The organism is Arthrobacter sp. EpRS71 (genome assembly GCF_001512285.1).
Classification (GTDB): domain Bacteria; phylum Actinomycetota; class Actinomycetes; order Actinomycetales; family Micrococcaceae; genus Arthrobacter.
Genome location: NZ_LNUV01000004.1, coordinates 37,014 through 51,992 on the forward strand (window position 1 = coordinate 37,014; position 14,979 = coordinate 51,992).

At 61.8% G+C, this 14,979-nt stretch carries 12 protein-coding genes and 1 tRNA gene; 8 read left to right on the forward strand and 5 right to left on the reverse strand.

Features of this window, described 5'->3' with window-relative positions:
* Positions 1-10: 10 nt before the first annotated feature.
* A complete protein-coding gene (glgC, locus tag AR689_RS07570; RefSeq protein WP_197412834.1) occupies positions 11-1,423 on the reverse strand; it encodes a glucose-1-phosphate adenylyltransferase in 1,413 nt (470 codons plus the stop codon).
* Between the two features lie 93 nt (positions 1,424-1,516).
* Here glgC and glgA point away from each other — a divergent pair, with 93 nt between their 5' ends.
* The gene (glgA, locus tag AR689_RS07575; RefSeq protein WP_062068755.1) at positions 1,517-2,713 is read left to right on the forward strand and encodes a glycogen synthase; all 1,197 of its coding nucleotides are present in this window, start codon (positions 1,517-1,519) and stop codon (positions 2,711-2,713) included.
* Positions 2,714-2,835: 122 nt separating this feature from the next.
* Here the strand turns inward: glgA and AR689_RS07580 are convergent, their stop codons facing one another.
* Positions 2,836-4,935: an acyl-CoA dehydrogenase family protein gene (locus AR689_RS07580; protein WP_062068757.1), complete on the reverse strand. Its 2,100-nt coding sequence runs from the start codon at positions 4,933-4,935 to the stop codon at positions 2,836-2,838.
* 46 nt (positions 4,936-4,981) lie between these two features.
* Positions 4,982-5,746, reverse strand: a complete 765-nt coding sequence (locus AR689_RS07585) for a TetR/AcrR family transcriptional regulator (RefSeq protein ID WP_156424564.1) — start codon at positions 5,744-5,746, stop codon at positions 4,982-4,984.
* On the opposite strand from AR689_RS07585, the gene AR689_RS07590 reads away from it, so the two are divergent.
* From AR689_RS07590 to AR689_RS07600, 3 genes are read left to right on the forward strand one after another with little or no spacing between them, the layout of a single operon-like run.
* Positions 5,745-7,097, forward strand: coding sequence for an acetyl-CoA C-acetyltransferase (locus AR689_RS07590; RefSeq protein WP_062068759.1), 1,353 nt, complete (start codon positions 5,745-5,747; stop codon positions 7,095-7,097). The genes AR689_RS07585 and AR689_RS07590 overlap by 2 nt on opposite strands.
* A gap of 10 nt (positions 7,098-7,107) precedes the next feature.
* Positions 7,108-8,460: a 3-oxoacyl-ACP reductase gene (locus AR689_RS07595; RefSeq protein WP_062068761.1), complete on the forward strand. Its 1,353-nt coding sequence runs from the start codon at positions 7,108-7,110 to the stop codon at positions 8,458-8,460.
* Positions 8,457-9,383, forward strand: coding sequence for a MaoC/PaaZ C-terminal domain-containing protein (locus AR689_RS07600; RefSeq protein ID WP_062068763.1), 927 nt, complete (start codon positions 8,457-8,459; stop codon positions 9,381-9,383). Before AR689_RS07595 ends, AR689_RS07600 begins: the two co-directional genes overlap by 4 nt.
* Positions 9,384-9,568: 185 nt before the next feature.
* Here the strand turns inward: AR689_RS07600 and AR689_RS07605 are convergent.
* Positions 9,569-9,654 (reverse strand) — tRNA-Leu (locus tag AR689_RS07605).
* 270 nt (positions 9,655-9,924) lie between these two features.
* Between AR689_RS07605 and AR689_RS07610 the strand changes: the two genes are divergently transcribed.
* Positions 9,925-11,229 (forward strand): M20/M25/M40 family metallo-hydrolase, encoded by a 1,305-nt coding sequence (locus AR689_RS07610; RefSeq protein WP_062068765.1) that lies wholly within the window; start codon positions 9,925-9,927, stop codon positions 11,227-11,229.
* Between the two features lie 37 nt (positions 11,230-11,266).
* Positions 11,267-12,427 carry an acyl-CoA dehydrogenase family protein gene (locus AR689_RS07615; protein WP_062068767.1) on the forward strand — a complete coding sequence of 387 codons (1,161 nt, stop codon included), beginning with the start codon at positions 11,267-11,269 and terminating at the stop codon, positions 12,425-12,427.
* 33 nt (positions 12,428-12,460) lie between these two features.
* On the opposite strand, the gene AR689_RS07620 is transcribed toward AR689_RS07615, so the two are convergent.
* A complete protein-coding gene (locus tag AR689_RS07620; protein ID WP_062068769.1) occupies positions 12,461-12,694 on the reverse strand; it encodes a DUF5703 family protein in 234 nt (77 codons plus the stop codon).
* A 39-nt stretch (positions 12,695-12,733) separates the two neighbouring features.
* Between AR689_RS07620 and AR689_RS07625 the strand changes: the two genes are divergently transcribed.
* Positions 12,734-12,988: a hypothetical protein gene (locus tag AR689_RS07625; RefSeq protein WP_062068771.1), complete on the forward strand. Its 255-nt coding sequence runs from the start codon at positions 12,734-12,736 to the stop codon at positions 12,986-12,988.
* 268 nt (positions 12,989-13,256) lie between these two features.
* Positions 13,257-14,936, forward strand: a complete 1,680-nt coding sequence (locus AR689_RS07630) for a sugar transferase (protein ID WP_062068773.1) — start codon at positions 13,257-13,259, stop codon at positions 14,934-14,936.
* Positions 14,937-14,979 lie beyond the last annotated feature (43 nt).

Sequence of the window (14,979 nt, forward strand, 5' to 3'; positions counted from 1 at the left end):
GACTTACCGGCTAATGAGAGGCACCCTGCGCCGCGGCGTCCGCCACGCGTGATTGGATACCCGCTGCCACCTTTTCCGCGGAGTCGCGGATATCGGGATCGTCATGGGTAGCTGCCTTGACCGCTTCCGGCAACGCACGGCGATGCTGTGCGGACAACGCCAGCTCTGCCTCACCGGGCTCGGGGACAACCTGACCCTTTGCCAGAACGGTGATGCCGGACTCCGTGACTTTGTAACCCCGGGCCTTGTCCAGGGCGGGGTCCAGGCCGATGGCCGCACCGGCGGGGACCTTGACGTTCTTATCAAGAATGGCCCGCTTGATCACTGCGCCTTCACCCACACGGACCTTGTCCATCAATACAGAGTCCTGGACCCGGCTGCCAGCGGCCACATAGGCGTCGTTGGAGAGAACGGATCCTTCAACAATTCCGCCGGAAATCACCACACCGCTGGCCACAATGGAGTCCAACGCCGTGCCCACGGTGTTGTTATCTCCGCGGACGAACTTGGCAGGCGGAGAGATGCTCTGGCGGGTGTAGATGGGCCACTCGGAGTTGTACAGGTTGAACACCGGCACGGGTGAGATGAGATCCATGTGGGCGTCGTAGAACGAGTCGATGGTGCCGACGTCGCGCCAGTACGTCCGGTCGCGATCGGTGGCGCCTGGGATGTCGTTGAGCGTGAAGTCGTAAACACCGGCTTCGCCTTGGTCCACGAAATACGGAATGATGTCGCCGCCCATATCGTGCTTGGTATCGAGTCTTTCCGCGTCCACGTGCAACGCCTCAACCAGGGCGTCTGCGTTGAAGACGTAGTTGCCCATGGAAGCCAGGAACTGCGTGGGGTCAGCTGCCAGCCCGGGGGTGCTGGCGGGCTTCTCCACGAAGGCGGCGATCTTCTGGGGATCGTTCTGGTCCACCTCGATCACGCCGAACTGGTTGGCCATGTTCAGCGGCTGCCGGACTGCGGCCACTGTCGCTTTGGCACCGCTGGCAATGTGCTGCTCCACCATTTGGGAGAAGTCCATGCGGTACACGTGGTCAGCGCCGACCACTACCACGATGTCCGGGGCGTCATCATGGATAAGGTTCAGCGATTGGTAAATTGCATTGGCACTGCCAAGGAACCAGCTCTTGCCCACGCGCTGCTGCGCGGGAACAGAGGCCACGTAACGGCCCAGCTGGGTTGACATGCGCCAGGTTTCCGAGATGTGCCGGTCAAGGCTGTGCGATTTGTACTGCGTCAGCACCACGATTTTCAAATATCCCGAATTAACGAGATTGGATAATGCAAAGTCAATCAACCTGTAGCCGCCTGCAAACGGAACCGCGGGCTTGGCCCGGTCCGCCGTCAGCGGCATGAGTCGGTTGCCTTCTCCGCCTGCCAATACGATTGCCAGAACTTTCTTCAACGCCATGGTCACAGCTCCCCGTACGTCTTCGTATCCCCCAAAAGTCCGATTTTCCGGACTCTTTCACACTAGAACACATACGCCGGAACGACTACGTTGGTTAGCGTGCGAATAGACATTGTGACTAAAGAATTCCCTCCGGAAATTTATGGCGGTGCCGGTGTCCACGTTGCCGAGCTCAGCCGGGTGCTGGCAAAGCACGTCGACCTTCACGTCCGGGCGTTTGGAGCGCCCCGTGATGCCGACTACCACGGGGCTACGGTGGCGTCCTACGCCACGCCCGAAGACCTCGGCGATGCCAACGCCGCCATCCAGACCCTCGGCGTGGACTTGAGGATTGTTCCGGACATTGCGGGAGCGGACGTTGTCCACTCGCACACCTGGTACGCCAACATGGCCGGCCACCTCGCCTCGTTGCTGCACGGCATTCCGCACGTGCTCAGCGCGCACAGCCTTGAGCCCCTGCGCCCATGGAAGGCTGAACAGCTTGGGGGCGGTTACGCGTTGTCCTCCTGGGTTGAGAAGACAGCCTACGAGGCAGCCGCGGCGATCATTGCCGTCTCCGATGGCATGCGCCAGGACATCCTCCGCAGCTACCCCAGCGTGGATCCGGACAAGGTCCGTGTGGTCCACAACGGCATCGATGTCTCACTCTGGGAACGTGACGAGGAGGACGATGCCATCCGCGCGCTGGGCATCGATCCCGCCAAGCCCAGCGTGGTGTTCGTTGGCCGTAACACCCGTCAGAAAGGTGTGCCGTACCTGCTCCGTGCCGCGTCAAGCCTGCCCGGGAACGTCCAGTTGGTCCTCTGCCTCGGGGCTGCGGACACTCCGGAACTCGCCGCTGAAACCGCACGCCTCATTGAGGAACTGCAGGCCAAGCGGGAGGGCGTCATCCTTATCGAACGGATGCTTCCCCGGAAGGAGCTCATCCAGGTTCTCAGCCATGCCACGGCCTTCGCCTGCCCGTCGATTTACGAGCCTTTGGGCATCGTGAACCTCGAGGCCATGGCGTGCGGTGCCGCCGTGGTGGCCAGTGCCACCGGAGGCATCCCGGAAGTTGTCCAGCACGGCGAGACCGGGTTGCTGGTGCAGCTGGAACAGGTCACCGACGGAACTGGTACTCCCTTGGATCCGGAGAAGTTCGTCAGCGATTTCGCTGCTGCCCTCAACGAGGTTGTTGCCGATCCGGCACGCGCCCGCGACATGGGCAAGGCAGGTCGGCGCCGGGCAGAAGAGCATTTCTCCTGGGAGTCCATCACGGAAACAACGCTTGAGGTCTACCGCTCAGTTCTTCGCTGACCTCACGCTTGATGTTCTGACAGCAGCCCAAACGACGACGGCGCCGCCCCCTTTGGTGGGGACGGCGCCGTCGTGCTTGACCAGAGTTCCGCGACTGTTCACCGTCTGGCAGCGGTGGAGTGCTAACGCGACGTGTTGGCCTTCTGCGCAAGGAGCGTCTTTTCGTCTGCAGGCGCGCTTCCGCTGGCACGCTGCTCGCGGAAGTGTTCGCGTGCAGCATCCTGCCGGGTAGCTTCCGCACCGGTGGCAATGGAGGCACGGAGGTGCTCAGGGCCGTAGCCAAAGGCGTCCACGAGGTCCACCGCGTGCGGGCGGATCTTTACCAGCAGGCGGTTGATGTACGTGCCTACAGTGCGGCCACGCTGCATCGACAGGCGGCCGTTCATGAGGTACCAGGACAGGTGCTTCTCAATCAGGGACAAACCGAACAAGTCTCGAAGCCAGGTCAGGACCCGCTTCGTTCCCTCATCCGTAACCTGCGCGAGGGCCTCGGTGAAGGCCTCCCACTGAAGAAGCTCAGCGTGCGCCTGGGCAGCTTCGATGAGTTCATGTTGGTGCTGGTTGAAGAGCGCGGCGGCCTGGTGCTGGGGAAGCTTGTTGGCCCCCTTCAGCGCGGCGCCGACCTCGGCCACCATTGACTGCACGCGGTCGGCCAGGAGGGTGCGCTGGCCTTCCTCGTCCCGCAAGGCCAGCGCCGCTTTCTGAACTGAACCGGTATCGGCGACAAACTGGGCCACTTGCCGCAGGCCTGTTCGATGCAGAGCCACACCGGCTGCCTGATCAACCACGTAGCGGGCCAGGACGCCAAAGTCCGCGCTGCGGAATTCCTTGGCATAGTCTGCCAGCAGCCGCTTGGCCACCAACTGCAACAGGACGGTGTTGTCGCCTTCAAAGGTCACATAGACGTCAAGGTCCGCACGCAGCGAAGCAAAACGGTTCTCCATCAGGAAACCTGCACCGCCACAGGCTTCCCGGCACTCCTGCAGTGTGTCCAGGGCATGCCATGTACTGAGCGGCTTGAGCGCGGCAGCCAACGTTTCCAGGTCTTGACGGTCGGCATCGGTGTCGTGCGCGCCGGAGAAGACGTCGTCGAATTTCTGCAGTAGCTGCTCGTGCGCAAAGCTGGCTGCGTACGTGGTTGCCAGCCGGGTAAACAAGCGGCGCTGGTGCCGCTGGTAGTCCAAAAGTACTTCTTCATCCGTGCTGGAAGAAGCGTTGAACTGGCGGCGTTCCGTGGCGTACTGGATGGCCGTCTTCAGTGCCACCTTGCTCGCAGCCACTGCGGCACCGTCGAGCGAAACTCGCCCCTGGACCAGTGTTCCAAGCATCGTGAAGAAACGGCGCCCCGGGCTCTCAATGGTGGAGGAGTAGGTGCCGTCCACGGCCACGTCACCGTAGCGGTTCAGCAGGTTCGTGCGGGGGATCCGGACCTCGGTGAAGTGCAACCGTCCGTTGTCGATGCCGTTCAATCCACCCTTGATGCCATCATCTTCGCCGCCGATCCCCGGGAGGAATTCCTTGGTGGCAGGATCGCGGAGTTCCACATAGAAAGCGTGAACACCGTGATTGACGTTTTTGGTGATCAGTTGCGCAAACACCACAGCGGCAAGGCCGTCGTTGGCTGCGTTGCCGATGTAGTCCTTCCATGCCGCACGGAAGGGGGTGTTGATGACGAATTCCTGGCTGGCTTCGTCGTACGTGGCTGTGGTTGCAATGCTGGCCACATCGGAGCCATGGCCGGTTTCGGTCATGGCAAAGCAACCGGGAATTTCCAGGCTCATGATCCCCGGGAGCCACTTGTCCTGATGCTCCTCCGTGCCGAGGTGCATCACTGCCGAGCCGAACAGGCCCCACTGCACGCCTGCCTTGATCTGAAGGGACGGATCGGCGGTGACAATCTCTTCAAAGCCGGCGATGTTGCCGCCGTGGTCGTCAGAACCTCCCAGACGGGTGGGGAAGGCACGGTGGACAGTGTTGTTGTCCACCAGGAACTTCAACTGCTCAAAAACCCGGGCCCGGTGCTCGGTGTGGTGCAGACCTTCTATCTTTTGGACCGCCGGGTTGCCTGCCACCTTGCGGGCTTCATGGCGGATATGGGCCCATTTTCCAAGGAGTTGCCCGCCGAGGGCGGCAACGTCCACTACCGGCTCACCGCCGGTGGTGGCGTCATCGCGGCTGGAGGGTTGCTGGGCGGATGAAGCCCGGTCCACTACTTCAGTCATGTTGCTTCCTTCTTTGGTTCCTATAACTGATGAGTCATTGCTGATGTCAGGTGGTGGTCTTGAGTGCCGGGGCTATACCCAGGCACAGCCAATCGGTGATCTGTCCGGCCATGGTTGCCTGATCGGGCTTCCCGCTCCCGGCGGGGGTGCCCAACCACATCTCGCCGGCATTCCGTACGAGTCCGATGGCCGCGGTGGGCCAATAGACGATCACCGCTTCCTTCTCGTCGCCAAGGTGTTCCCGCATGGGCGTCGCGATCATGTCCGTGATTTGTTCGAAGAAATTGCCCAGCGCGCCCGATGCCGCAATGGCGTCCTGTGCTGATGCTTCCCCGGGACTGAGCCGGGTGATGAACGCATAGACGTTGGGGCTGGATTCGGCCATCTGGAGGTAGGCGGAAACCATGGCCAACAAACCCTCGCGCGGAGTCTGCGCCTGCTGGGTGGCCTCGAGCATGCGCCGCTGCATTTGGCCCAGGACAACCTCGCCCATTGCCTGCTGAAGACCGGCCTTGTCACCGAAATAGCGGTAGAAGACCGACTTGGAGGTTCCAGCTACCCCGGCGATGTCCTCCATGGAGGCGTCACTTCCGAGCCGGTGGACGGCCTTGCGCGCCGCTTTGATGAGTTCGCGACGCCGTTCCTCCCGGTGGGATTGCCAACGGGCAGCCCGTCCGTCAACAACCGCAGTGGCGGTCCCTTCCGGGGCATCGGCGGTGCTGGTGAATACTTCGTGGCGACTGTTCACGATACCCAGCGTATCAGGTACGCTGGGTATCAGTAACTGGCATTGATCGAAGGAGACAAGCATGGCTGCAGCAGACGTGACCACGGACGGGCCCTTGGAATCGGCTACCCACCCTCAAACAACGCGCTCCGCGGTCATCGTGGGCGGCAATCGCATTCCGTTCGCACGGACAGGCGGCGCCTACGTGAAATCCTCCAACCAGGACATGCTCACGGCGGCACTGGATGGCTTGATCGCCAGGTTCGGGCTTCAGGACGAACGCATTGGGGAAGTCGCAGCAGGGGCGGTGCTCAAGCACTCTAGGGACTTCAACCTCACCCGCGAGGCCGTGCTCGGCTCAGCATTGTCTCCGGAAACGCCGGCTTATGACCTCCAACAAGCTTGTGCAACCGGCCTGGAAACGGTCATCGGGTTGTCCAATAAGATCAAGTTGGGCCAGATTGATTCAGGAATCGCCGGCGGGGTGGACTCGGCATCCGATGCCCCGATCGCTGTCAGCGAGGGGCTCCGCGACATCCTGCTGGACCTGAACCGGGCAAAGACCACGGTGCAGAAACTGAAGATCATCGGCCGGATCCGGCCCAAGGACCTGGCCCCCGACGCACCAAACACAGGGGAGCCCCGCACGGGGCTGTCCATGGGTGAGCACCAGGCCCTGACAACCGCGCAGTGGAAAATCTCCAGGGAAGCCCAGGACGAGCTTGCCTACAACAGCCACCGCAACTTGGCGTCCGCGTACCAGCGGGGCTTCTTTGATGACCTCATCACTCCGTACCGCGGCCTGAACCAGGATTCAAACCTGCGCGCCGACACCACTCTGGAGAAGCTCTCCACCCTCAAACCGGTCTTTGGCAAGAACCTCGGCTCCGAGGCAACCATGACCGCGGGCAACTCCACACCCCTGACCGATGGTGCATCAACGGTCCTCCTGGCAACAGAAGAATGGGCGGACGCCCACGGGCTTCCCAAACTCGCCACAGTCCTGGATGGCGAAGCGGCTGCCGTTGACTTCGTCCACGGCAAGGACGGCCTCCTCATGGCACCGGTCTTCGCCGTTCCCCGCCTCCTGGCCCGCCACGGGCTCACGTTCGAGGACATCGACTTCTTCGAAATCCACGAGGCCTTCGCCGGAACAGTGCTCAGCACCTTGGCGGCGTGGGAAGACGAAGAGTTCGGCAGGACGCGCTTGGGCCTTGGTGGCGCGCTGGGAAAGGTGGACCGCGCCAAACTCAACATCAATGGATCCTCGCTGGCTGCGGGCCATCCGTTTGCCGCAACAGGTGGCAGGATCGTTGCCTCTCTTGCAAAAATGCTGCATGAGAAGGGGATGGTTGACGGCCGTCCGGCCCGGGGCCTGATTTCAGTGTGCGCCGCCGGCGGCCAGGGCGTCGTAGCGATTCTGGAAGCAGCTTAGGGGGAACGCGATGACTGATAAGTACACACAGCTCGTCAGCCAAGGACTGGGGAAGGACGTCGCCAAGAAGCTCGGCTTGCCTCAGCCCGTGGTGCTTCGACGTCACCATCCGGGTGCACCGCTCGTTACCGGTCCGGTTCTGGTCAGTGGCGACAGTGCAGGGGCAGACGACCTCGCCACCACCATGCTCGGATGGGGCTTGGACGTCCGACGCAACGCGCTGCCCAAGGAAAAGCTGGGGGCCATTATTCTGGTCCTTGATGCCGTCCAGCACCCGGCGGACCTGGGCAAACCCGTGCTTACCGCCGGTGCTTCCTTGCGGGACCTATCGCCCAACGCCCGTGTCATCACCATTTCCCGGACATCACAGTCAGCCCGGACCCCCGCCACTGCTGCCGCACGGCAAGGCATTGACGGGTTGTTGCGCTCCCTTGCCAAGGAATTGCGGGCGGGCGCCACTGCCAACGGCATTCTCCTGGACGAGCACGAGGATGAGCACCTGGCAACAACCAGTCCATCAGCGCTGGGCGCCCTGAGGTTCTTCCTCTCGGGCCGATCCGCATACGTGGACGGACAGTTCCTCACCATCGGCTCAGCGTCAGGCAGCTTGCCGCACGACGCCGACAAGCCCCTCGCCGGCAAAGTGGCCGTTGTTACCGGCGCGGCCCGCGGGATCGGTGCTGCGATCGCCCGGACCCTGCACCGCGACGGAGCCAGGATCGTGGCCGTGGACATCCCGGCAGCCGGGGATCACTTGGCAGCTGTAGCCAACGAAGTACGCGGGACAGCCTTGCAGCTGGATATCAGCCGCGACGACGCAGGACACCGCATCATCGAACACGCAGTGGAACGCCATGGCCGGCTCGACATCGTGGTCCACAATGCAGGAATCACCCGGGACAGGCTCCTGGCCAACATGGACGAGGGCCGCTGGCAGTCAGTCATCGCCGTCAACATCGCAGCTCAACTGCGAATCAACGAAGCTCTTTTGGCGTCGGAGCATTTCAAGGATTCGCCCCGCATTGTTTCAGTTGCTTCAACCAGCGGCATTGCCGGCAACAGGGGGCAAACCAACTACGGCGCATCCAAGGGCGGCGTCATCGGCATGGTGAGATCAACGGCCGCGCTGATGGAACCTTTCGGCGGGACCATCAACGCGGTAGCCCCGGGTTTCATTGAAACGGAGATGACTGCCAAGATGCCCTTTGCCATCCGCGAGGCTGCCCGCAGGCTCAACTCCCTCAAGCAGGGCGGCCGGCCAGAGGACGTGGCCGAGGCCATCGCATTCCTATCAAGTGACTCTGCCGGCGGGATCTCCGGAGAGGTATTGCGCGTATGCGGGCAACAACTGGTGGGGGCATGAACCATTCCCAAGCTGTTGTCCTGGGCGAGATGCCCTCTCTCTCCAAACTGTATGTCAATGCAGCGGCCTCGGCAGCCCGCCGTCGGCTCCTGGGAGCATCCAGTGGCAAGAAGCGGCTTCCCGCTGTCAGCCACGAAGTCAGGGGAGTGCGGGCCGACGTCGAAAATCTCACCGCCTACCAACATCTGGTAGGGGAGACAGCCAGCGATACCCTCCCCGCCGGCTATGTGCATTCCCTGGCGTTTCCCGTGTCCATGAGCGTCATGAACCGCGAAGACTTTCCGCTGCCGCTTCTAGGCATGATCCATCTGAGAAACCGCATTGAACAGCTGGTGCCCATTCAGTTCGACCAGGAACTGGACGTCCGATCCTGGGCGGAGAATCTTGCCGGGCACAGAGCCGGAACACAACTGGACGTAGTATCCGAAGTCCGGGCCGGTTCCAGCGAAGACCTGCTGTGGCGCGGGGTCTCCACCTACTTGGCCAAAGGCGTCTTCCTGCCAGGCATCGACAAGCCGGGCAGCCCTCACGGCGCCACAGGGGCCAGTGAATTTGTCCCGCCGGATCCCACCGCATTGTGGCAACTGAATCTGGATGCAGGCCGGAACTATGCCGCGGTTTCCGGGGATTTTAATCCGATTCACCTGAGTGTCCTCTCGGCAAAGGCCCTCGGTTTGCGCGGCTCCATCGCCCATGGCATGTACCTGGCCTCGCGGGCGCTGGCCGACGTCGGAGCCGTCAAAGCGGAATCGTTCGCCTGGAACGTTACTTTCGAAGCGCCAGTCTTCCTTCCAGCGCGCGTTGCCCTGGACATCACCACGGTGCAGGCGGACTCGGGAAACTGGGAACGTTCGGACTACGTCGCGTGGAATCCCCGCAGCGGCAGACGTCACTTCACCGGAACTGTGGCGGCTTTGACCTGAGTCAGGGACGGAAATGGCGGCGACCACCATCGGGTGATCGCCGCCATTCCTCCTTAAGCACAGCTGAAGAAGCAGTGTTAACGACAACTGAAGAAACAGATGTGACGAAGCTCGCACCGTGATGGACGACGTCAATCCATACAAACAAAACAAGGCCCGAAATCCTTGGATTTCAGGCCTTGCGATGGTGCGCGGAGGGGGACTTGAACCCCCACCCCCTTTCGAGGACTAGCACCTCAAGCTAGCGCGTCTGCCATTCCGCCACCCGCGCAGGTGGTGTTCAGAAGATTGGTTTTTGCACCTTTCGGCGCTTCACTTTCCTCCGAAGCAGCGAGAAAAACTCTAACACGGTTTCAGGTCGCTGAAAAATCGGGACTGCTCCGGGCATCACGGCAGGTCCCCGGGCCTTCGCCGGAGTGCATCGTCCGGACGTAGGAGACCACTGATAGGTAGGCTGATGGACAAAGGGACGTCAGGCGCCGCGAAGACCGCAGCCCTCGTTCCCCCGGACCTGCAGCCCAGCCACGCTAGGAGAGTTTCCATGTCTGTCATCCGCCCCGAAGACGAAGTTGTCCGGATCTGCCAGGAGCTCATCCGGATTGACTCCTCTAACTTTGGCGACGACACCGGCCCGGGGGAGCGTGCAGCAGCAGAGTACACAGCCGGGCTGATCACCGAAGTGGGACTCGAAGCCGAGATCTTCGAGTCCGCTCCGGGCCGCGCGAACGTTGTCACCCGCATGGCCGGCGAGGATCCCTCGGCCGACGCTCTGGTGGTTCACGGGCACCTGGACGTTGTTCCTGCCCTTAAAGACCAATGGAGCGTTGATCCCTTCAGCGGCGAACTGAAAGACGGCCTGGTCTGGGGTCGCGGAGCCGTGGACATGAAGGACATGGACGCCATGATCCTCTCAGTCATGCGCAACTTCGCCAGAACAGGGCGCAAGCCCAAGCGCGACATCATTTTTGCATTCTTCGCCGACGAAGAGGCAGGCGGCACCTACGGCGCGAGGTACGCCGTCGAGCACCGACGTGAACTTTTCGACGGCGCTACCGAAGCGATCTCGGAAGTAGGTGGCTTCTCCGCCACGATCGGTGGTCAGCGGACCTACCTGCTGCAGACCGCCGAGAAGGGGTTGTCATGGTTGCGTTTGGTTGCGCACGGACGCGCCGGCCACGGCTCACAGATCAATACTGACAACGCTGTCACCCGGTTGGCAGCAGCCGTCACGCGGATCGGGGAACACAAATGGCCCGTGGAACTGACACCCACCACCCGGCAGTTCCTGGACGGCGTCACTGAACTGACCGGCGTCGAGTTCGACGCCGACAACCCGGACATCCTCCTGAAAGAGCTTGGAACTGTTGCCCGGTTCGTCGGTGCCACCCTGCAAAACACCTCCAACCCCACGTTCCTGCGCTCCGGCTACAAGCACAACGTCATTCCGGAGTCGGCAGAGGCGTTCGTCGACTGCCGCACGCTCCCGGGCCAGCAGGAACTGGTGTTCGAGACCATCAAGGAACTCGCCGGCGAGGGCATCGAGATCAGCTACGTCAACAAGGATGTCTCATTGGAGGTGCCCTTTGCGGGGAACCTGGTGGATTCGATGATCGATGCACTGCACTCCGAAGACCCCGACGCCAAAGTCCTTCCCTACACCCTGTCAGGGGGCACCGACAATAAGTCGTTGAGCAAGATCGGAATCACCGGCTACGGTTTCGCACCCCTGATGCTGCCCGAGGAGCTCGACTTCACGGGGATGTTCCACGGCGTTGACGAGCGTGTGCCCGCCGAGTCCCTCCAGTTCGGCGCCCGGGTCCTGAACACCCTTCTGAGCAATTACTAACGGTTAAGCAACTACACAGCACAAGGAGGTCCCCGCCGTGAGTCCCGAAGAGATCCTTCCCGATGAACTGCTCGAACGGCTCCGCGGACGCGCCGCCGGCTACGACCACAATAACCAGTTCTTCCACGAAGACCTCGAAGAGCTGGCCGCCGCCGGTTACCTGAAACTGTTCGTGCCGGAAGCCGACGGCGGTTTCGGGCTTGGGCTCGAATCGGTGGCTGCCTTGCAGCAACGTCTCGCCACAGCGGCGCCCGCCACAGCGTTGGCCGTCAACATGCACCTGGTATGGACCGGCGTCGCGCAGGTCATGGCCGCGCGCGGGGACTCGTCCCTGGATTTCGTGGTGAAGGAGGCGGGGCAGGGCGAGGTCTTCGCTTTCGGTATTTCCGAGGCCGGCAACGATTCCATGCTGTTCGATTCCGGCACGCTTGCCGAGCCGCTGGCTGACGGAAGCTACCGCTTCACCGGCCGGAAAATCTTCACCAGCCTCTCCCGGGGCTGGACCCGGCTGGGGACGTTCGGCAAGGATGCTGACGCCCGGGACGGCGAGGGTGAACTGGTCTTTGGTTTTCTCCGGCGTGATGAGCCAGGCCACGAAACCCTGAGCGACTGGGACACCTTGGGAATGCGGGCCAGCGCGTCCAACACCACGCTCCTTCACGGAGCAGTGATCCCGCCCGAGCGGATCTTCCGCAAGCTACCCGTGGGACCGGGCAAGGATCTGCTGTTCTTCGCCATCTTCGCGTGTTTTGAGACCTTGCTCGCCGCCGTGTACACGGGAGTTGCCGAACGCGCGTTCACCCTTGCTGTGGCCAACGTCAAGCGCAGGGTTTCGGCAAAGCACGGGGGCCGGAGCTACGCCCAGGACCCTGATATCCGCTGGAAGGTGGCCGATGCTGCCTTGGCGATGGACGGGATCTCTCCACAAATTTCTTCGCTGGCCCGGGACGTGGATAACCTGGTGGACCACGGCGCACAGTGGTTCCCCAAACTTGTAGGACTCAAGTCCCGGGCTACGGAGAACGCACGCCACGTGGTGGACTTGGCGATCCGCGTCACGGGAGGATCCAGTTACTTCCGTGGTTCTGAGATGGAGCGGCTGTACCGCGATGTCCTGGCAGGAATCTTCCACCCCTCCAACGACGAATCCGCCCATAACACTGTGGCGAGTGCCTGGCTGGGACCTCTGGAGGATTAGCTGTTCCACGCCGGCCAGGTGGCGCCGGCGGGGTCAGACGGTTCGCTGGACGGAATAAACCTTGCGGCGCAACCAGAAGCGCCGCCCGCCTCCAAGATAGAGCACACTGCGCTCGAGCTCCCACTTGCCGTATTCGGAATGTTCGGCGAGCCGGCGCCGGGCTTCCGGCAACGAATCGTCAGCGGCCACCGTCAGAACGAGGTACTCGTACTGACGTGCATAGTCTCTTTGGCGCTCAACGGAGCTGCCCGGAAATTGTTCTCTCATCCCTCTCCATTTTCGTCTTTTTCCGGCTAACGTGAAGTCATGAGCATCGATCCGCGTGTCGCGCTTCAATCACTGACCGCCGCCCTGGAAGAACATCTGGCTGCCGCATCGGCCCGACGAGGGGAAGGTGACCCCAACGTCGAGGCGGCATTCTTCGCCGTCGCTGATGCCTTCGAAGTATACGAAGATGCGCTCTACGAGGCCTTCTCCGAGGTTACTCCGCTGCAAGTTTTCGATGACGAGGAAGAGGAAGACGACGTCCTGGACGAAGATTTGGAAATCGTGGAGGACTGAACACCTGATGAACCGGCCACCCTGGGGTGGCCGGTTTTTTTGTGCCCTTTCTCCGGCAAAACATGTGCCGTTTCCAGCCCGTAACTCTGCTCTTTTTCCCCCGGGGACAGGTACAAAAACACGTAGTCCCGCAGCCGCCGGCTAGGTACTCGCACGTAGGGGTGATGGGTAATCCTGTGCAAATTTGAGTACCGACTACTGGTGCGCCACCAGAGCGTCGCCGGTTCACTGATGAGTAGGCAATGACAGGTCTGCAAAGAAGGCTGACATGGTGAAAGTTCCAGTCTTGCGTACGGGCAAGGTAGCAGCACCCCAGGGTGCGGACCATGCCTCAACGCAGTCAGTCTTTCCAGCAAAAACTGCCATCGTCGACGTCAATCCGCCGGCGTCTCCCTGGATTGACAAGTCCGTTGCTGCACAACGGGCTGAAAAGGCGGGACTGGCGGCACCAAGGTCAGAGGTAACCCTGGACTTCGTGCCGCCAGTCACCCGCAAGGCTCCTCGGACCGCGCCCGCCCGCCGTGGCCGCTCCGATTGGACGCACTCACTGACCAACAGTCTCCGCATGACGGACACTGCCCTGGTAGCCGCCGCGGTCTTCGCGGGCTTTGTTCTCAACACCGACGGACTGTCCTTGTCGGCTGAAAGTCCTGGTTACACACGCCATGTGGTGATGGGCTTGATACTGGGGCTCCTCTGGTTGGGGTCACTGGAGGTCTACCGCACCCGGGATCCCAAAGTCCTCGGCGTTGGGCCGGAGGAGTACAAGCGTGTCCTGTCAGCCAGTTTCCGCGTCTTTGGATTCCTGGGCATTGTGGCCGTGGTGTTCCGGCTTGATGCGGTCAGTTCATTCGTGCTCGTCTCCTTGCCACTTGGCTTGGTGGCGCTGACCGGCAGCCGATGGAGTTTCCGCCGGTGGTTGAGCCACGAAAAGTCCCGTGGCCGCTGTCTTTCCCGCGCGATTGTGGTGGGTGAACCCCAAGACGTCCGGTATGTCATCAAGCAGATCAATCGAAAGTCAGGCACCGCTTACCACATCCTGGGAGCGTGCCTCCCGGGCGCCCGGCGTGGTGCAGTCCTGAAGGTTGACCACCTTCGTGTTCCTGTCCTGTCATCGATCTACGGCATTGCCGGGACTGTCCGGCATACAGGAGCCAATGCAGTGATTGTGGCCGGCCCTGTGCCCGGGGGAAACCAGTTCATTCAAGAGCTGGGCTGGCGGCTGGAGGAGAACGCGGCCGAACTTGTCCTTGCAGCCGCCCTGACCAACGTTGCCGGCCCCCGAATCCACTGGCGACCGGTTGAGGGACTTCCTTTGATGCACGTGGACATTCCGCACTACTCCGGGGGGAAGCACACGCTTAAGCGGTTGATGGACCTTACTGTCTCAGCGTCGGCATTGCTGATCCTGTCACCGATCCTGCTGCTCCTCGCCGCCATAGTTCACTACGACAGCCCCGGCCCCGTACTTTTCAGGCAGGAACGGGTTGGCCGGAGAGGAACCACCTTCCACATGCTGAAGTTCCGTTCCATGGTGGTGGACGCCGAATCCCGCCTGGAGGAGCTCAACACCCAGGATGAGGGCGCGGGCGTCCTTTTCAAGATCCGCGGGGACCCACGGATCACCCGATGCGGACGCTGGATGCGCAAGTACTCCCTTGATGAGCTTCCCCAGTTCTGGAACGTCCTGGTGGGCAATATGAGCCTGGTGGGCCCGCGTCCGCCGCTGGCTCGGGAAGTCAGCGGCTACGAACGTCACACGCATCGAAGACTCCTCATCAAACCCGGCATCACCGGGCTATGGCAGATCAATGGAAGATCCGACCTGCCATGGGACGAAGCCGTTCGGCTGGATCTCTACTACGTGGAGAACTGGTCCATTGCTGGAGACCTCATGATCATGTGGCGGACTTTCAGGGCAATGATCCAACCGACCGGAGCCTACTAGCGAAGAGCTGAAGCACACCCAACGAATCGGATTGTCATCACAG